The sequence below is a fragment of the Paraburkholderia sp. GAS33 genome, assembly GCF_050436645.1.
GTDB classification, from domain to species: Bacteria; Pseudomonadota; Gammaproteobacteria; order Burkholderiales; family Burkholderiaceae; genus Paraburkholderia; species Paraburkholderia phenazinium_B.
On the sequence record NZ_JBNDMP010000005.1, the window covers coordinates 458,636 to 477,293 of the forward strand.

17 protein-coding genes are annotated in these 18,658 nt (G+C 63.7%); 8 read left to right on the forward strand and 9 right to left on the reverse strand.

The features are described from left to right. Positions 1 to 162 precede the first annotated feature (162 nt). The 6 genes from metH to P3T24_RS18605 all read right to left on the reverse strand — a co-directional run bounded on the left by metH (position 163) and on the right by P3T24_RS18605 (position 8,061). Complete coding sequence (metH, locus tag P3T24_RS18580; RefSeq protein ID WP_429436953.1) at positions 163 to 2,943, reverse strand: methionine synthase; 2,781 nt, start codon at positions 2,941 to 2,943, stop codon at positions 163 to 165. Beyond that, positions 2,940 to 4,007, reverse strand: coding sequence for a homocysteine S-methyltransferase family protein (locus P3T24_RS18585; protein ID WP_429406958.1), 1,068 nt, complete (start codon positions 4,005 to 4,007; stop codon positions 2,940 to 2,942). The genes metH and P3T24_RS18585 overlap by 4 nt, the downstream gene beginning before the upstream one ends. A gap of 294 nt (positions 4,008 to 4,301) precedes the next feature. Then, positions 4,302 to 4,559, reverse strand: a complete 258-nt coding sequence (locus tag P3T24_RS18590; protein ID WP_074263200.1) for a BTH_I0359 family protein — start codon at positions 4,557 to 4,559, stop codon at positions 4,302 to 4,304. 118 nt (positions 4,560 to 4,677) lie between these two features. Beyond that, entirely contained in the window at positions 4,678 to 5,466 is a 789-nt protein-coding gene (pcaD, locus tag P3T24_RS18595; RefSeq protein ID WP_429436716.1) for a 3-oxoadipate enol-lactonase, read from the reverse strand. Between the two features lie 216 nt (positions 5,467 to 5,682). Further along, positions 5,683 to 7,056 carry a DUF3108 domain-containing protein gene (locus P3T24_RS18600; protein WP_429436717.1) on the reverse strand — a complete coding sequence of 458 codons (1,374 nt, stop codon included), beginning with the start codon at positions 7,054 to 7,056 and terminating at the stop codon, positions 5,683 to 5,685. Positions 7,057 to 7,194: 138 nt separating this feature from the next. Beyond that, entirely contained in the window at positions 7,195 to 8,061 is an 867-nt protein-coding gene (locus tag P3T24_RS18605; RefSeq protein ID WP_429436720.1) for an IclR family transcriptional regulator, read from the reverse strand. Positions 8,062 to 8,224: 163 nt separating this feature from the next. On the opposite strand from P3T24_RS18605, the gene P3T24_RS18610 reads away from it, so the two are divergent. The 6 genes from P3T24_RS18610 to rfaE2 all read left to right on the forward strand — a co-directional run bounded on the left by P3T24_RS18610 (position 8,225) and on the right by rfaE2 (position 14,401). Then, positions 8,225 to 9,217, forward strand: a complete 993-nt coding sequence (locus P3T24_RS18610) for a fumarylacetoacetate hydrolase family protein (protein ID WP_429436722.1) — start codon at positions 8,225 to 8,227, stop codon at positions 9,215 to 9,217. A gap of 218 nt (positions 9,218 to 9,435) precedes the next feature. Beyond that, the gene (locus P3T24_RS18615) at positions 9,436 to 10,326 is read left to right on the forward strand and encodes an enoyl-CoA hydratase/isomerase family protein (protein ID WP_429436725.1); all 891 of its coding nucleotides are present in this window, start codon (positions 9,436 to 9,438) and stop codon (positions 10,324 to 10,326) included. 109 nt (positions 10,327 to 10,435) lie between these two features. Then, entirely contained in the window at positions 10,436 to 11,203 is a 768-nt protein-coding gene (locus P3T24_RS18620; RefSeq protein WP_429436727.1) for a PhaM family polyhydroxyalkanoate granule multifunctional regulatory protein, read from the forward strand. A 34-nt stretch (positions 11,204 to 11,237) separates the two neighbouring features. Next, positions 11,238 to 12,404, forward strand: coding sequence for a patatin-like phospholipase family protein (locus P3T24_RS18625; protein ID WP_429436729.1), 1,167 nt, complete (start codon positions 11,238 to 11,240; stop codon positions 12,402 to 12,404). A gap of 524 nt (positions 12,405 to 12,928) precedes the next feature. Beyond that, the gene (locus tag P3T24_RS18630; protein ID WP_429436731.1) at positions 12,929 to 13,801 is read left to right on the forward strand and encodes a ferritin-like domain-containing protein; all 873 of its coding nucleotides are present in this window, start codon (positions 12,929 to 12,931) and stop codon (positions 13,799 to 13,801) included. A 117-nt stretch (positions 13,802 to 13,918) separates the two neighbouring features. Further along, positions 13,919 to 14,401 carry a D-glycero-beta-D-manno-heptose 1-phosphate adenylyltransferase gene (rfaE2, locus tag P3T24_RS18635; protein ID WP_429436734.1) on the forward strand — a complete coding sequence of 161 codons (483 nt, stop codon included), beginning with the start codon at positions 13,919 to 13,921 and terminating at the stop codon, positions 14,399 to 14,401. 9 nt (positions 14,402 to 14,410) lie between these two features. Here rfaE2 and P3T24_RS18640 read toward each other — a convergent pair whose 3' ends face one another. The 3 genes from P3T24_RS18640 to P3T24_RS18650 are packed head-to-tail and all read right to left on the reverse strand — an operon-like array spanning position 14,411 to position 16,523. Next, complete coding sequence (locus tag P3T24_RS18640) at positions 14,411 to 14,650, reverse strand: hypothetical protein (protein ID WP_074263210.1); 240 nt, start codon at positions 14,648 to 14,650, stop codon at positions 14,411 to 14,413. 47 nt (positions 14,651 to 14,697) lie between these two features. After that, the gene (locus tag P3T24_RS18645) at positions 14,698 to 15,621 is read right to left on the reverse strand and encodes a type III pantothenate kinase (protein ID WP_429436736.1); all 924 of its coding nucleotides are present in this window, start codon (positions 15,619 to 15,621) and stop codon (positions 14,698 to 14,700) included. Further along, positions 15,618 to 16,523 (reverse strand): biotin--[acetyl-CoA-carboxylase] ligase, encoded by a 906-nt coding sequence (locus tag P3T24_RS18650; RefSeq protein WP_429436738.1) that lies wholly within the window; start codon positions 16,521 to 16,523, stop codon positions 15,618 to 15,620. Before P3T24_RS18650 ends, P3T24_RS18645 begins: the two co-directional genes overlap by 4 nt. A gap of 117 nt (positions 16,524 to 16,640) precedes the next feature. On the opposite strand from P3T24_RS18650, the gene P3T24_RS18655 reads away from it, so the two are divergent. Next, on the forward strand, positions 16,641 to 17,774 hold the full coding sequence (locus P3T24_RS18655) for an MlaE family ABC transporter permease (RefSeq protein ID WP_074263213.1): 1,134 nt from the start codon (positions 16,641 to 16,643) through the stop codon (positions 17,772 to 17,774). Continuing rightward, a complete protein-coding gene (locus P3T24_RS18660) occupies positions 17,771 to 18,649 on the forward strand; it encodes an ABC transporter ATP-binding protein (RefSeq protein WP_429436740.1) in 879 nt (292 codons plus the stop codon). The genes P3T24_RS18655 and P3T24_RS18660 overlap by 4 nt, the downstream gene beginning before the upstream one ends. The last annotated feature ends 9 nt before the right edge of the window (positions 18,650 to 18,658 follow it).

An 18,658-nucleotide genomic window follows, 5' to 3' on the forward strand; every position in this document is an offset into this window, starting at 1 on the left:
TTCTCCGTGTCGGTTGCAAGTAGTTGAGCCGACGCGTTTTATGGCCGCGTCTGGCAGGTAAAGCGCTTGCAGTCTACAAAGCCGAAAATCTGCCTGCCTGAAATATTCAGCCTTACGTTCTGGATATAGTGGGGCGATTTTTGGCGGTGCTATACCGCGACCTTACAGCAGCGGGGCCAAGGCCCGTTCCGCGTCCTGCTTCGACAAGGCCATCCGTTTCGCGAAGTCTTCCACCTGATCCGCGGCAATCTTTCCGACCGAAAAATAGGTGCTTTCCGGATGCGCCAGATAAAAGCCTGAGACGCTCGCTGCCGGCAACATGGCGAGCGATTCCGTGACGCTCATGCCGATTTCGTTCGCATGGAGCACCTCGAACATGTCGCGTTTCACGAGGTGATCCGGGCAGGCCGGGTAACCGGGCGCGGGACGGATGCCGCGATACTTTTCACCGATCAGCTCGTCGTTGGAGAGTGTTTCGTTCGTCGCGTAGCCCCACAGGTCGCGGCGCACGCGGGCGTGCATCGCTTCGGCGAAGGCTTCTGCGAAGCGGTCGGCGAGCGCCTTCAGCATGATTGCGCTGTAGTCGTCGTGATCCTTTTCGAACTGCTTTTCCTTCACGTCGACGCCGAGTCCCGCCGTCACCGCGAACATGCCGATGTAGTCGGCGACGCCCGAATCCTTTGGCGCAATGAAGTCGGCGAGCGACCGGTTCGGCCGCATCACACCGTCCACCACTGGCCGCACGCTTTGCTGGCGCAGGTTGCGCCACGTCAGCGCGACTTCCGAGCGCGATTCGTCCGTGTAGATCTCGATGTCGTCGTCATTCACTGTGTTGGCCGGCAACAGCGCGATCACGCCGTTGGCCTGCAGCCAGCGACCCTGGATCAGGCGTGCGAGCATCGCCTTGCCGTCGGAGAACACGCGCCGCGCCGATTCGCCGACGATCTCGTCATTCAGAATCGCAGGGTATGGGCCGGCCAGATCCCAGGTCTGGAAGAACGGCGCCCAGTCGATATAGTTCGCCAGCTCGCTGAGGTCGAAATTCTTGAAGACGCGACGGCCGATGAACTTCGGCTTGACCGGCTGGTAGCTGGCCCAGTCGATCTTCGTCTTGTTCGCGCGAGCCTCAGCCAGCGTGACCATGGGTTGCGCCTTGCGGTTGGCGTGCTGGTCGCGGATACGGTCGTAGTCGGTCTTCAGTTCTTCCAGGTACTTTGCGGCGCCTTCGTCGGACAGCAGGCTCGAGGCCACCGAGACCGAGCGTGACGCGTCGGGTACATATACCACCGGCCCTTCGTAGTGAGGTGCAATCTTCACGGCCGTGTGCACGCGCGAGGTCGTTGCGCCGCCAATCAGCAGCGGAATCTTCTTGATGCGGAAGTAGTCGTCGCGCTGCATTTCCGATGCGACGTACGCCATTTCTTCGAGGCTCGGCGTAATCAGACCGGACAGCCCGATGATGTCCGCGGCTTCGACCTTCGCTTTCGCGAGGATGTCGTTGCACGGAACCATCACGCCCATGTTGACCACTTCGAAGTTATTGCACTGAAGCACCACCGAGACGATGTTCTTGCCGATGTCGTGCACGTCGCCCTTCACCGTGGCGATGACGATCTTGCCCTTGGCGCGCACGTCGGCGCCGGCTTCGGCCATCAGCTTCTTTTCTTCTTCGATGTACGGGATCAGATGGGCGACTGCCTGCTTCATCACGCGCGCCGACTTCACCACTTGCGGCAGGAACATCTTGCCCTGACCGAACAGGTCGCCGACAACGTTCATGCCGTCCATCAGCGGGCCTTCGATCACGTTGATCGGACGCCCGCCTGCAGCGGCGATTTTCGCGCGTACTTCCTCGGTATCTTCGACGATGAAGTTGGTAATGCCGTGCACCAGCGCGTGCGAGAGGCGTTTCTCGACGGGCTGGTTGCGCCACTCGAGGTTCTCTTCCTTCTTCGCTGCGCCCGTCTTGAACTTGTCGGCAATTTCGAGCAGACGGTCGGTACCGTCTGCACGGCGGTTCAGCACGACGTCTTCAACACGCTCGCGCAGTTCGGGATCGAGGTCTGCGTACACGCCGAGTTGGCCGGCGTTGACGATGCCCATGTCCATCCCCGCCTGGATCGCGTGGTAGAGGAACACGGTGTGGATCGCTTCGCGCACCGGGTCGTTACCGCGGAACGAGAACGACACGTTCGAGACGCCACCGCTGACCTTCGCGTACGGCAGGTTTTCCTTGATCCAGCGCGTGGCGTTGATGAAGTCGACGGCGTAGTTGTTGTGCTCTTCGATGCCTGTGGCGACCGCGAAGATGTTCGGGTCGAAGATGATGTCTTCGGGCGGGAAGCCGACTTCATTGACGAGGAAGTCGTACGAGCGTTTGCAGATCTCGGTCTTACGCTGGTAGGTATCGGCCTGGCCTTTTTCGTCGAAGGCCATCACGACGGCTGCGGCGCCGTAGCGGCGGATCAGGTTGGCATGATGACGGAACGCATCCTCGCCTTCCTTGAGCGAGATCGAGTTGACGATCGCTTTGCCTTGCACGCACTTCAGGCCCGCTTCGATCACTTCCCACTTCGACGAGTCGATCATGATCGGCACGCGTGCGATGTCCGGTTCCGATGCGATCAGATTCATGAAGCGGACCATCGCCGCTTTCGAATCGAGCATGGCCTCGTCCATGTTGACGTCGATGATCTGCGCGCCGTTTTCAACCTGCTGACGCGCGACCGCGATCGCGTCGTCGAACTGGTCGTTCAGGATCATTCGCGCGAACGCCTTCGAGCCGGTCACGTTGGTGCGCTCACCGACGTTGATGAAGAGCGTCCCGGATGTGACGTTGAACGGCTCGAGGCCGGAAAGGCGCATGGTGTGATCGGTCATGGCGTGTGTGCGGTTCGGTTGCTTGCGTCGACTACTTCGGGCGGGTGATGCGGCGCGGCTCAGGCCGCGTCCCGGTACTGACCGGGCCATTTGCGCGGTTTGATTTCGGCGAGCGCCTTCGCAATCGCCGCAATATGCTCCGGCGTCGTCCCGCAGCAACCGCCCGCAATATTCACGAGCCCCGCGCTGGCAAATTCCTTTAGGAGCCCGGACGTATCTGCGGGCAATTCGTCAAAGCCCGTATCGCTCATCGGGTTTGGCAAGCCCGCGTTCGGATAGCACGACACGTACGTATCGCACAGCTTCGCCAATTCCGCCACATACGGGCGCATCAACGCGGCGCCGAGCGCGCAGTTCAAACCAAAGGTGAGTGGCTTCGCATGACGCAACGAATTCCAGAACGCTTCGACCGTCTGCCCCGACAGGATGCGTCCCGACGCGTCCGTGACCGTGCCCGAGATCATGATCGGCAAACGCTCGCCGGTATTTTCAAACAGTTCATCGAGCGCAAACAGCGCGGCCTTCGCGTTGAGCGTGTCGAAGATCGTTTCGACGAGGAACAGGTCCGAGCCGCCATCGAGCAACGCCTTGGCCTGCTCGTAGTAGGCCGCGCGCAATTCGTCGAAGGTCACGTTGCGCGCGCCCGGATCGTTCACGTCAGGCGAAATGCTCGCTGTCTTCGGCGTCGGTCCGATTGCGCCCGCAACGAAGCGTGGCTTGTCCGGTGTCGAGTATTTGTCGCAAGCCGCTCGCGCGAGTTTTGCCGATTCGAGATTCATCTCGACCGCGAGATCTTCCATCCCGTAGTCGGCCTGCGCGACAGTGGTGGCGCCGAACGTGTTGGTTTCGATGATGTCGGCGCCCGCCGCCAGATACTGCTCGTGGATCTCGCTGATGATCTGGGGTTGCGTGATCGACAACAGTTCGTTGTTGCCTTTGATGTCGCGCCCGTAGTCCTTGAAGCGCTCGCCGCGATAGCGGGCTTCGTCGAGCTTGTACCGCTGGATCATCGTGCCCATCGCCCCGTCCAGAATGAGGATGCGCGATTGCAGAAGCGCGGGCAACGCCGTACCGCGCGTATAAGCGGTCTGGCGGGCTGAACTGACGGTCGGGGCGGGCTGGTTCATGGCAGAAGTAGGCTTGCGCGAGTCTTTTTCAGGGAACCCGTCATTGTATCCGCAGCGGGAAGGCCTCGCCGGTCTTGAGGGCGCGGTGAAAGGGCTTATAAAAGCTTCAAGGCGAAGACGCAGCGCGCTGCAGGCGGTAAAAGATGCCACCTTGCATGCATCGGGACGCGCTTCGGCCTTCAATCCCCCTATGAATGGCGAAAACTGAAACGCCGTATTCCTTCGACAATAACAAAAAACCCCGCCCGGCAAGCCGGACGGGGTTTCAGGTACGTGTCGCCGAGGCGTTGCGTGTCAGTGGAGGATCACCGGTTGATGCATCAAACTGTCGAATTGACCGAGGAATTCGTCTACTTCGTCCAGCGACGGTTCTTCTTCGATCAGCTTGGTGACGTGCTCGCGAAAGCGTGCCGCCATAGCGCCGTCAATGTAGATCTCGCGTTGCATGTTTTTGTCGACGATCTCGTAACCACCTGACTTCATGGCGAGAGGACCGTCCTGCGGTGGGAACTCGACGACACAATAATTGGGGCTGTTGTAGATCATTTGCATGGCGACACTCCTTATTTCCGTTGGCTCCTGGCCGTTCCTGCGCCATAAGTGGAGCGTATGGTGTGGAATTCAAGGGGTGGGTCCGGAGTGACGCTGGTAAAAATCCCGGACCTTCAAGTTAGACCCGTGCTTCGAGAAACGTTTCAAGCAACGCAGCAAAACGGTGAGATTGTTCGACCGGCGCCAGATGTGCCGCATCCAGCAGTTCGTATTGTGCACCCTGAATCGATTTCGCGATCAATTGTGTTGCAGCAGGTGGCGTACCCGTGTCGTGGCGGCCTGCAATTGTCAGCGTAGGTAGACGAATTTCGTGCAACCGCTCGTGCACATTGAAGTCGCGCAATGCCTCGCAGGCAAGGGCATAGCCTTCGGGCCGCGTGTGCAGCAGAACCTCGTGAATCGGCTCGACGGCTTCCGGATGCGATCTCTGGAAATCCGGCGTTAACCATCGTTCCAATGTGGCGGGCACCAGTGAGGCCATGCCGTCGCGACGTGCGGTGGCGGCGCGCTGATCCCAGATGGCGCGATTCTCGGGCAGGGTGCCGGCGCTCGTGTCGGCGAGGACGAGCGTGTCGATGCGCGATGGATGATCGAGCGCGAACTGCTGCGCAATCATGCCGCCCATCGACATGCCGACCAGATGCGTATGTGGGGCGCCGAGCGCGTCGAGTAATGCGGCCAGGTCGTTCGAGAGGTCAGCGATGCTGAAGGGTTGATCAGGCACGGCAGTGTGGCCGTGTCCCCTTACGTCGTAACGTAGCACGGTGAAATCGTCGCGGAAGTAACCGGCGAGCTGGTCCCATACGGACAGATCGCCGCCCAGTTGATGGACGAGCGTCAGCCAGGGGCCGCCGCCTTCATTGTCGAGGACATAGCGCGTGTCGATACCGTTGAGTTTCACTTGCATGCAGGCTCCTGTCAGCGGTGATGCGGTGGAAGGCCGGGCGCGGCGCTGCGGCGCTTGCCGCGCTGGTAATAAACGGTGATGCACGGCGGGTGATCCACAGCGGACTTTGTACGTCAGCAAACCGTGTTCCCATCGGCGCGGCGCAACGGCGCCGCTTGTCGTGCGAGTCGTGACGGCGATGGAAGGTTCGGCAGATTGTCGAATATCTGCTCGGCTTTAGGGCTTGTCTGCGGTGGGGGGTGAGGTGGTGTCGGGTGCGGGTGGCGACAGGGCTGCTGCGGGTGGCGTTGAGGGTTCTGTCGGCGCAGGGCTGGAGGGAGCGGTCGTGGGGTTGACCGGTGGGTACGACGCTGGGTTTTCGGCGGGACTCGCTACGGGACCGTCGCCTGAAGCCGATACGCCACCGCCCTGGCTTCCCTGAGAATTCGCACTGCCCGCACTGCCGCTACCGCTCGCGAGGTTCAGCGGTCCACGCCACAGCAGTTCAACTTCAGTGCCATTCGGCTCAGTCTGTACAAGCCGCGCGGGCAACCACCCAAGTGACGGCGCGAGCCATACATCGATGCGTCGTTGATCCCCCGCATGACGCGGCAAACGCATGAAGTGGCGCGCGCTCAGGTAGCCATCCTGAGTGCGGATCGTTTCGTCGCCGATCGTCTCGACCGGCCAGATCTCGCCGCTATCGTTGTCTACGACAAAGAACTGCCGGGTAACGCCAGGTTTGTAGGCATCCGGATTGCCACGCACGAGGCTGGCGAGTTGCATGACCATGCTGAAACGGTCCTGTGCGCCATCGCTGAGCGGCAGGGACGCGGGCGTACGGGTGAACACGATCTGCTTTGTCGTGCGGTTGAAGATCGACACGTCTTCCGGCCGATGCCCGCGCTTTTCGACGTACTGGTCCGGCGCGAGTCCGAAGGCGTCGATATGGCCGTGGCTCGAGTAAGTGAACGAGCCGATGAATGGCACGGGCAGCGATACAACCATGTCGTAGGTTTTGCCGTCGCTTGACCAGTGGATCGTGCCGGGCTGGTTGCGCACACCGTTATAGAACGTGTCGTACTGCAGATCGCCCGAAGGTGGCACCGAGAATTTCACGCCCGAATCGGCTTTTGCAGCCGCCGCCTGCGCGCTGGCTGCGGCGCTTGCTGCTGCGTTTGCTGCCGCCGCTGCTGAGGCTGCAGCTTGTGCCGCCGCGCTCGCCTGCGCCGCGGATGCTGCCTCCGCTGCGACGGCAGACGCCGCCGCGACTGCGGCCGCGCGCTGCGTGGACGTCGCAGTGAGCACCCGCTCGCGCGGCTTGCTCGCCGCCGCCGCGGGCCTGAGTTTAGCCGGTGCGGCCGGATGTGGCGTCGACGCGGCCGGTTGTCGCTCGACTCGCTCGGGCGTCAGCAGCGCAATCTGCACGGGCACATGGGCCGTGTTCTCGGGCGTGAATGTGGTTCGGTTGCGCTCGATCCACTGAGCCGCAATCCAGTGCAGGCAAAGCACGACCGCCAGCACGGCGAGCCAGCGCCATGCCCGTGTGCGGCGGGGCCCGGCGTGAGGTAGCGTGCGTTCGGAGCGGCTGACTGCGGAGGGAAACGACATCGAGCGGCGCGGTTTTAACGGGTAAAAATGCGATGGAGCGTGTCGCGCCAGCGAGATGCCAGCGCTGGACGCAGTGAACGGGTTCGACAGGCAGGCTACCGGCGATGTTCCGCGGCAATCGTGTCGTTGTCTTACATCCTAACGCGGCGCGGGGCTATACCCCAGTTCGTACGACAATTTTCGAGCGCACTCGCGCAGTGCCGTGTCGACTTCACCGCCCCAGCGGATATCGAATGCGCCTTCGTGACCAAGCGCAATCAGCCCGAGTGCGAGATCGCCGGTCGAGTCGAAAACCGGCATGCAGAACGCGTGAATGGTCGCCAGCAGCACTCCTTCGACTCGTGCGGCCTGGTGAGCGCGTACCTCCTCGAGCACACGCTCAACCTCCTCGTGCGTGCGCGGACCAGCCGTCTGCGACGAGCGTCGCGAATCGGCCAGTTCACGTTCGATCATCGTCGCGGTCTTGCTGGCCGGCAGATAGGCGGCGAATAGCAGGCCGGTGGCGGAACCCAGCAACGGCATCACGTCGCCGAGCTTGAGCGAGGCCTTCGCCGGATGGCTCGATTCCATCCAGTGCACGACTGTCGGCCCCTGATTACCCCACACGGCGATGCCCACCGTCAGGTCGAGCCGGTCGCGCAGCTCCGCCAGCGCAATCCGCGCGAGCTTCACGCCGTCAACCCTCGCAAGCCGCGCCAGGCCCAGTTGCAAGGCGAAGCCACCCAGTTCATAGCGACCCGAAAGCGCGTCCTGCGCGACCACGCCGAGCCGAAGGAAGCTCACCAGATAGCGATGCGCCTTCGCCGGGCTCATGCCTGCGCGTTGCGCAAGGTCGCGCAGCATCATCGCGCGCGGCTCATGGGTCAGCACCTCGAGCAGGCGAAAGCCCACCTCGATCGACTGGATGCCCGAGCGCAGTTTCTCCTCGCCGGCATCGGCGGTATCGTCGTCCGAAGCGTCGAGCGGATCGGCCGGGTCGGCGTCGGAGCGGGCAATTGAAGGCATAGGCAAGGCGCACGGAGCGCGAACGGTGCATTGAAACGAAGGGAGGCCGCGCGGCACGGCGAGTCGCGCAATCCGCGTCCTCAAACCAGCCTGTTTGGGGCAGGGCGATTCACCATCGTAGAATAGATTCCCTCTATCGTCACTAACACGGCTCATTCCTCCTATGAAACTTGCCACGCTGAAGGACGGCACGCGCGACGGCCAGCTGATCGTCGTGTCGCGCGACCTGCAAACTGCGGCCATCGCCGATGCGATCGCGCCGACGCTGCAACGCGTCCTCGACGACTGGACCTTCTACGCGCCGCAACTGCAGGATCTGTACGACACGCTCAATCAGGGCCGCGCGCGCAACAGTTTTCCGTTCGAGGCCAAGGAATGCATGGCGCCCCTGCCGCGCGCGTTCCAGTGGGCCGATGGTTCGTCGTACGTGAACCACGTCGAACTGGTGCGTCGCGCGCGCGGCGCGGAAATGCCGCCGGAATTCTGGACCGATCCGTTGATGTACCAGGGCGGCAGCGACGACTTCATTGGCCCGAAGGACGACGTGGTTTGTGCCTCGGAGGACTTCGGCATCGACTTCGAAGCGGAAGTCGCGGTGATCACCACCGACGTGCCGATGGGCGCGAGCCCCGAGCAGGCACTCAAGGGCGTGCGATTGATCACGCTCGTGAACGACGTCTCGCTGCGCAACCTGATCCCGGCGGAGCTGGCTAAGGGCTTCGGTTTCTTCCAGGGCAAGCCGGCCACCTCCTTTGCGCCGGTTGCCGTTACGCCTGACGAACTGGGTGAGCACTGGCGCGAAGGCCGCGTGCATCGTCCGATGATCGTCCATTGGAACGGCAAGAAAGTCGGCCAGCCGGATGCCGGCATGGACATGGTGTTCCACTTCGGCCAGCTGATCGCGCACGCCGCGAAGACGCGCAACCTGCGCGCGGGGTCGATCGTGGGCTCAGGGACCGTCTCGAACAAGGATGCGAAGCGCGGCTACTGCTGCATCGCCGAGAAGCGTTGTCTCGAGACCATCGAGCATGGCGCACCGCAGACCGAATTCATGAAATACGGCGACACGGTGAAGATCGAGATGTTCGACGAAGCAGGCAAGTCGATCTTCGGTTCGATCGAACAGGGCATCGCACCGGTCGACGGCGCGCGCTGAGCCGCCGTCGGCAAAGGCCTGTGCAATCCGTAGCTCGAACCAGGCCTGCAGCGAGTTCGTCCAGCACCGCCAGGAGGGTTTCGCCCGATACCGGCGTGGTCGGGCGCCGCTACACTGACTGACGCGCGGTGGCCCGCAGGCCAGCCCACGGCGGCGGCGCAGCCGACACCGACATATCAATCTGCCGCGCTTCCGATCTACCGGACCAAGCGACCACCATGTCTCACGACTCACCGATCAACGATCCCGCCTTCTATGCGCACTACCGCTCGCTGCGGTTGCGGCGGCATCCGCATGGCATCCTCGAAGTCATCATGAGCGGCGAGGGCGCCAACAAGAGCGCACTGGCGACTGCCGACGCGCGGATGCATTTCGAGCTCGCCGAGATCTGGCGCGATATCGACCGCGATCCGGACACGCGCGTCGCGGTGATTCGCGGCGAAGGCAAGGGCTTTTCGGCGGGGGGCGACCTGCATCTCGTCGAGCAGATGGCGACCGACTTCGAAGTCCGCACGCGCGTCTGGCGTGAGGCGCGCGATCTCGTCTACAACGTGATCAACTGCAGCAAGCCGATCGTCTCGGCCATGCACGGGCCTGCGGTAGGGGCAGGGCTGGTGGCGGGTTTGCTCGCCGATATCTCGATTGCGACGAAGAGTGCACGCATCATCGACGGCCACACGCGGCTAGGCGTCGCGGCGGGCGATCACGCGGCGATCGTCTGGCCTCTGCTGTGCGGCATGGCGAAGGCCAAGTACTACCTGCTGCTGTGCGAACCGGTCAGCGGTGAGGAGGCCGAGCGGATCGGACTGGTGTCGCTAGCCGTCGATGAACATGATCTGCTGCCCAAAGCATTCGAAGTGGCCGGGAAACTTGCACATGGCTCGCAGACGGCGATTCGCTGGACCAAATATGCGTTGAACAACTGGCTGCGCTCGGCGGGGCCCGCTTTCGATACCTCGCTCGCGCTCGAATTCATGGGCTTTGCCGGACCGGATGTGCGCGAAGGCGTGAGCTCGCTGCGTGAACGCCGTGCGCCCGATTTCCACGGCGGCGGCGGGGCGCCGGGCGGCACCACGGGACGCGGTTCATCAGGCGGGCATTCGTCCTGATCCACCTGACTTAGGCGCGCGACAACCCCGTTGCGCGCGGTATGATCGGACGAAACGCGCGTGGTGGACCTGCGCCATTTCTACCCCTGTCTGCTGCGAGGAGAAAAACATGACCGATACACCTGGCTCCACGCCGCCCTTCCCCGGTTTCCCGGGTTTCCCGCCTGGCGAGATGATGGACCGCATGTGGGACATGATGCGGCTCACGCCTTTCGGCTCAGCTTTCCCGGGCGTCCAGACAGGCGCGGCCCATGGCCTCGGACCATCGCTGTCGATGATGTCCGACATGATGGCGCCGCTAACCAACGTCGAAGAACTCGACAAGCGCATCACCGATATGCGAGCGGTCGAACAATGGCTCAAGCTGAATCTGAACATGCTGCAATCGGCGATTCAGGCGCTCGAAGTGCAGCGCGCCACGCTTGCGACGCTGCGGGCGTTTGGAGCCTTTGCGCAGCAGTCGATGGCGCAGCCTGCGGCTGCGGCGGCTCCGTCTCCAGCGGCAAGGCCGCGCCCCGAGCCTGCCGCTGCGCCGCGTCCCGAAGCGGCTAGTGCAGCAGGCGCCGCGGAACCGGAAGCAGGTGATAACGCGAACGCGCCGGGCTTCGATGCGTCCAGCTGGTGGAACCTGCTGCAATCGCAGTTCAACCAGATCGCGCAGTTCGCGATGGCACAACCGGCGGCGGGCGGCGACGCTGCTGCCGATTCGCCAGTGGCCGCGGGTCAAGCGAAGACGGAAGCCACAAAGGAACCCGCCGACGGGTCTACTGCCGACAAGTCCACCGCAAAGGAACCGGCCGCGAAGCGCGCGCCTGCGAGTGGCGGCTCGGCAAGCCGGCCGCGCACCGCCAGAAAGACGCCGTCGCAACCCGAGTGAAGCGTCCCGGCGTGACCAATAGCGAGTTCCGGGCATGCGGCTCGCATTAGTTCTGATGGGCGGCGGTGCACGCGCCGCTTACCAGGCGGGCGCGCTGCAGGCACTTGCCGAGATCGCGCGCGAAGTCGCTCCTGCGTCTCGCGCGTCGCCGTTCAGCGTGATCTGCGGCACATCGGCTGGCGCGATCAACGCCACCTCGATTGCAAGCCATGCCGACGACTTCTCGCGTGGCGCGGACCGGCTTGTGCGCGTCTGGTCGGATATGCATGCGCATCACGTGTACCGCACCGACTGGCCCGGCGTCGTCGCCGCGGGTGCCCGCTGGCTTGCTGCGATGAGCTTCGGCTGGGCCGCGCGCCGTTCGCCGCGTGCGTTGCTTGATAACTCGCCGCTGGCCCGGCTGCTGCGCGATGCGCTCAGTTTTCGCCGTATCGAGCAGATGCTCGATACGCGCGCGCTGCATGCGCTGTCCATCACTGCGCTCAGCTATTCGTCAGGACAACATCTGACTTTTTACCAGGCGAGCGAGCCGATCCAGGCCTGGCGGCGCGCGCAACGCACTGCGCGGATGGTTGAGCTCACGCCTGCCCATCTGCTTGCGTCGTCAGCGATTCCTTACGTGTTTCCCGCTGTGCCGCTGGAGCTGGACGGACATCACGAATACTTCGGCGACGGCTCGATCCGCCAGATCGCACCGCTTAGTCCTGCGATTCACTTCGGCGCGCACCGCATCTTCGTGATCGGCGCGGCGACGCCGCGGCCGGAAGTGCCGGCGGACGGGCGCGACGACGCCTACCCCTCGCTTGCGCAGATCGGTCAGCAGGTGATGGCGAGCGTGTTTCTCGATGCGCTCGGCGCGGACATCGAGCGCATCGAGCACGTCAACCGGATGGTGTTGCATCTTCCCCACGTGGTCGAGCCGGAAAGCGGCTGGCGTCATATCGACGTGCTGGCGATTGCGCCGAGCGAGCGCATCGAGCTGATTGCGGCGCGCCACCTGCAGCGTCTGCCGCTTACGGTCCGTGGGCTGCTGGGTGCCGTGGGCGGCAACCGGGCGTCGGGGGCGTCGTTTGCCAGTTACCTGCTGTTCGAAAGTGAATTCACGCGTGAACTGATCGAACTTGGGCGCCGCGACGCGCTCGCGAAGCGCGCCGAGATCGCGGCTTGGATCGCCGCTCCGGCAGGGGACGGCACCTCCTGACCGGCGGGATGCGAGGCAAGCTGACGGGACGGAATCATGCAGGCTCAAGCACACCTAAACAGGTTTCGTCACAAGCGGAACATGAATCTCCGCTACTTTGTTGCGAACGATCAAGGTGGCGAACTCTTGTGACCCTATGTAAGGAAAAGGTGTCAGGGCAGCGTGCTATCATGATGTAAGCTTGTTTGGCCCTTGGGCGTGCTCTGAAAACAACGAATCCGCCGCCCCGTAGTCACCGGTTGTCACAGGTTCGACCGGCGCGGGGCTGGATAACGGCTTCCATCTGGCAAGGCTGGGCCGGTTGCGTTGGGCAGGTTCACGCACGGTTGGCCATGCGGCGCGAGACTTCGGTGTCCGCGCAGCACGAATGCCGCAGGACTTCTTTCCCGCACGGTGCGTCCGAGTGGCCGATTCCCGCGTAAAATTGAATGCTTGGCTCGTGAACGCGTGTGTTTCGTTCGCCGTTAGCAAGAGTTGCAAAAGACACAAACAGACGTCGCAATGCGCAGAACAGGGGTGGGACTATGAACACCATGCTTTATCCGGAACTTTATAAATCGCTCGAATCCGTTCGATGGGACATGGAGAAAGACATTCCCTGGGACACGTTCGATGCATCGCTCTTGACCGACGAGCAGGCCGCGACGATCAAGATGAACGCGATCACCGAATGGTCTGCGTTGCCCGCAACGGAAATGTTCCTGCGCGACAACCATCATGACAGCGATTTCTCCGCCTTCATGAGCGTGTGGTTCTTCGAAGAACAGAAACACTCGCTGGTGCTGATGGAGTATCTGCGCCGCTTCAAGCCGGAAATGTGCCCGACCGAAGACGAGCTGCACGCGGTGCGCTTCGAGTTCGATCCGGCGCCTCCGCTGGAAACGCTGATGCTGCACTTCTGCGGCGAGATACGCCTGAACCACTGGTATCGCCGCGCGGCCGAATGGCACACGGAACCGGTGATCAAGGCGATCTACGAAACCATCTCGCGCGACGAAGCGCGTCATGGCGGTGCCTATCTGCGTTACATGAAGAAGGCCATGTCGAATTTCGGTGACGTTGCGCGCGCGGCGTTTGCGAAGATCGGCGTGCTGATGGCGTCAGCGCGTCGTACGGAAAAGCCGCTGCACCCGACCAATCTGCACGTGAATCAGGCGCTGTTCCCGCGCGACACGATCCAGTCGCGCCTGCCCGATCCGGAGTGGCTCGAACGCTGGCTCGACGAACAGATCCGTTTCGACGACGGCTGGGAGAAGAAGGTGGTGGAGCGCATCCTGCACAACCTGTCCATCCTGTTCGAGCGCACTTTCAATACGGCGCAGGAATTGAACCGCTATCGCAAGGAAGTGGTGGCACGTTTGCAGGCCGATCAGAAGTCGGCTGAGCAGCCGGCCTGACGGTCCCGCGTTGCGCCTTGGCGCGAGTCGCCAGTGACACGTAACGCATGAAATGACGGCCCGACAGGTGCAAGCCTGCCGGGCCGTTTGCATGATTTCTCTTTTCTTTGATTTCCCATGGCCGCCACTTTCGAACGCAAGCTCACGACCCGCGATGCCCTGGCGCAACTGCGCCCCTCGCTTACCGGACCGGTGGTGTTCACGAACGGTGTGTTCGACATCCTGCATCGTGGTCACGTGACCTATCTGGCCGATGCGAAGGCTCTGGGCGCCTGCCTGATTGTTGGCGTGAACAGCGATGCGTCGGTGCGAGGACTAGGTAAAGGCGATGACCGGCCCATCAACAACCAGGCCGACCGGATGGCCTTGCTCGCGGCGCTGGAAAGTGTCGATTGGGTGGTGTGCTTCGAAGAGCAGACGCCGGTGTCATTGATCGGAGCGCTGCATCCCGATGTTCTCGTCAAGGGCGGCGACTACGATATGGACACGCTTCCTGAGTCGGCGCTGGTACGCGGCTGGGGTGGCCGTGCGCTGGCCATTCCGTTCGAGCACGACCGCTCGACGACCGCGCTGCTCAAGAAGGTCCGCGCGCAGGGCTGAGAGGGTAGGCTACTGCCCCAGCTCTGACGCCGCTATGGCCGGCGTCGGAGCGGGTCCGCCGACCACGGCGAGATCCGCTGCGTCGGCCGCCGAAACGGGCTGCACCTTCAGCATCTCCGGATGAAGCTGGCGATTCAGGTGATTCGACTCACGCGCGCCCGCAAGGGGCGTCGGCCCGAACGCGCCGCGTACCGTCGCGAACGCGAGCAGGTTGGCAAGAAACAGAATAGCGATCAGCCAGCGCAGCATTGTTGGAGTCTCCGTCTAAAGGGTGCGGCCTGCGTTCATGGCGTATCTCAATGGTGCGCGGCCGGTGCGCTTTCGGCGGCAATCAGCGCGAGGCCGGACAACACGAGCGAATCGTGGCGAGTATGCGGCACTTTGAGGGCGGCTGTCACTTCGTCGAGGGCGCCGCCACCCACTACCAGGCGCACGGGCATCCCCCACGCCTCCTGCAGGTCGCTCCACATCCGCTCGATCAACCCGGCCTGCGCGAGCGCGCAACCGGCGGAGAGCGAGCGTGGGGTGTCCGTGGCGAAGAATGGGCCGCGACGCGGTTGGTCACCGGCGGGTGTGCTTGCGCCGGGCGTTAGCAGACCGCGGGCCGCGTTAGCATCGAGCGTGGGCAGTTGGGCGGTGTGCTCGCCGAGCGAGCGCATCATCAGCGACCATCCAGGCGCGATCAGGCCGCCGACGAATACGCCGTCGGCGCGCAACGCTTCCAGGGTGGTGGCCGTGCCGAATGTCGCGATCAACAGCGGCTCGCCTGGAAATGCCGCGCGCGCGCCGATCAGCCCGGCCCAGCGGTCGCTGCCCAGCGCGGAAGGCGTTGTGTAGCTGTTGGTCACGCCGCATTGCCGCTCGCGGGCGCGAATCATTGTGCGCGGCAGGCTGGGCCAGTGGGCGTCCAGCAAGGCGGTGAGGCGTTGCGCGACTGCCTCGCCGGCGACGTTGGAAAGCCACACGCTGGCAGGGGCTGGCAGGCTGGACCAGTCGGGCTCGTCGATGCGGGAGGCTTGATCTGCGGGCAACAAAGTAGCCGAGGCCGTTGTCGAAAGCGCGCCGGGCCTGGCAGAAGCAGCAGAATTCACTGAAGCACCCGCGCCCGATCCACCGTGCGCAAACGCACCCGCATGACTCTGCGAGCCATCGGCCTGCACCAGCGCCCACTTGACGCGGCTGTTGCCGGCGTCGATCAGCAGAAAAGGCGCGCCGCTCATGCGGCCCCGTCGGCGAGGCGCAACGAGACGTCGCCGGTCGCAATGGCCTGGCGTCCCGACGGCGTGTCGAGCAACAACTGCCCGAGTTCGTCGACGCCCGCTGCCACACCGCGCGTCACTTCAACCCCTTGCTCGAGCAGTACCACTTCACGGCCCGCATAGGCATGACAGGCGTTCCAGCGCGGCTGGAACGGCTCGAAGCCGTCCTCGGCGAAGCGCTTGAGCGCCGGTTCGAGCGCGTTCAGCTCGGCCGCGAGCGTATCCGTCAGATTGGCGGTGAGCAGCGCCCGCGATAGCGCCGTCGGCACCGTGCCGCGCGCCTGTGGCGGCACATCCGTATTCAGTGCGCCGACCTTGGCAGCCAGTTCGTCCGCGCCCTTGACGTTAGTGCCGATGCCGATCACCACCGCGCTTGCGTAGTCGGTACTCCAGGCCGTTTCGATCAGGATGCCAGCCAGCTTATCGCCTTCCAGCAACACATCGTTGGGCCATTTGAGGGCGATCTGGCCTGGTCCTGCGACCGGTAGCGAGCGCAGTCCGTCCACCAGCGCGACGCCCACCGCCAGACTCAGGCCCGCGAGTTCTTCGAGCGGCCGCGGCAGCACGCAGGCCACCGAAAACAGCAGCGCATTGCCCGGCTCCGCATACCATGTGCGTCCGCGCCGGCCGCGGCCGGCTGTCTGCAGATAGGCGACCCGTACGATCGGCCGAGGCAGTGCATTCGAGCGGCGCGGCAGCGCCTTGACGCGGGCCATCAGGTCGGCGTTGGTCGAGCCGGTTTCCTCGACGATTTCGATCGGCCAGTCTTGCGCGTGCGCACCGAACAGCGCAACAGCGCGCTCGCGGTCGATGCGCCAGTCGCCCGATGGGCCGGGTTGGGATGAGGTCTTGGAGGCGTTCATGCCGCATATTGTAGCGACAGGGGACGCGCGAGAACCACTCGAAACGCAGTAGCACCTCTGCTGCGCGCCGCGTTCGCTACAATGGCCCCTGATCCGACAACCAGAATCCCGCGATCCTTGAACTACGACACTCCGCCCGGCCTTGAAGTCGCGGCAGGCAGCCAAGGCAAGATCGTCCGGCTCTCCGGACAGTGGACGGCGCTCGCGCTTGCGCGCGACCGCGCCACCGGCAAGGTCGTACCCCGTCTGCGCTCTCTGATCGGGGTCGAGGGGATGCATTGGGATCTATCGCGCATCGAGCGCATGGACCACGTCGGCGGCCAGGCGCTGTGGCGCGTCTGGGGCCACAAGTTGCCGCCCCAACTGGTCGAACTGAACGACACCCAGCGCGACATTTTCAATCGCATCGCCTTGCTCGATTCGATGCGCGATTCGCCTGAGCCGGTGGTGAAGTTCGATCCGTTCACCCGGCTCGGCCTGGGGTTGTTCTCCTTCTTCGAGCACCTGTACGGCGGCATTGCCATGCTCGGGCGCTTCGTGCTCGACCTGCTGGCGATTGCGCGCAATCCGAAGATCACGCCGTGGACCGAAATCTCGGCGAACGTCTACAACGCGGGCGCGAGGGCGCTGCCCATCACTGCGCTGGTCGCGTTTCTGATCGGTATCGTGTTGAGCTATCTGTCCGCGCAGCAGCTACGGCTGTTCGGCGCGAACCAGTACATCGTCAACATTCTCGGCCTGTCGGTGATCCGCGAACTTGGGCCGGTGCTCTCGGCGATTCTGGTGGCCGGCCGCTCGGGTTCTGCGATCACCGCGCAGATCGGTGTGATGCGCGTCACCGAGGAACTCGATGCGATGCGCGTGATGGGCATCCCACATGGCTTGCGGCTGATCCTGCCGCGCGTGATTGCGCTCGGCGTGGCGATGCCGCTGCTCGTGATGTGGACCAACATCGTCGCGCTCGCGGGCGGGGCGCTCTCGGCACAAGTCGTGCTGGGCATCGACATGGGTTATTTCTTCCGGGCGCTGCCGAGCGTGGTGCCGATCGCAAACCTGTGGATCGGCCTGGGCAAAGGCGTGGCCTTTGGCATGCTGATCGCCATCGTCGGTTGCCATTTCGGCTTCCGTATCAAGGCGAATTCACAAAGCCTTGGCGAGGGCACGACCACCTCGGTGGTGTCTTCGATCACTATCGTGATCCTTGCCGACGCGGTGTTCGCGATCCTGTTTCAGAACGTGGGGCTCGGATGAGCGCGCCGCTTGCCCAATCCGTACGCGGCCAGCCGCTGCCCTCGATTGCCGAGCCGGTGATCGAGGTGCGCGATCTGACCAAGCGCTACGGCCGAAACATCGTGCACCAGCACCTGAACTTCGAGGCGCGGCGCGGCGAGATCGTATCGATCGTCGGCGGTTCGGGCTCCGGCAAGACCACGCTCGTGCGGCAGATTCTCGGCCTCGAGAGGCCGTCGTCCGGCACGATCAGGCTGTTCGGCGAGGACCTCGCGACCATCTCGCCTGACACCGCGCTGCTGATGCGCAGCCGTTCCGGCATGCTGTTCCAGCGCGGCGCGCTGTTCTCGTCGCTGTCCGTGTTCGACAACGTCGCGCAGCCGTTGCGCGAACTCGGCAAGATCCCCGAAGACCTGCTGCGCGACATCGTCATGCTGAAGCTCGAGATGGTCGGCCTGCCGTGCAAGCATGCATCGAAGATGCCGTCGGCGCTGTCGGGAGGGATGATCAAGCGGGTGGGCATCGCTCGCGCAATCGCGCTCGAACCGGAACTGCTGTTTCTCGATGAGCCGACTGCAGGACTCGATCCGCAGGCGTCCGATGAGTTCGTCGAACTGATCGGCACGTTGCATCGTGCGCTTGGCCTGACCGTCGTGATGGTTACGCACGATCTCGACACCATGGTCGCGCTGTCGACCCGCGTTGCCGTGCTGGCCGACCGCAAGGTGCTGGTCGCGGCGCCGGTAGAGGAAGCCGCGGGTGTCGATCATCCGTTTATCCGCGAGTACTTCCTCGGCCTGCGCGGCCGCCGCGCGCTGCAGGCGTTGCCGCCGGAGCGCCGCGCGAAGCTGCCGCCCGCGGCGCTCGAACCCGCATCGTCCGAATTGCCGCTGTGAAAGAGGGAA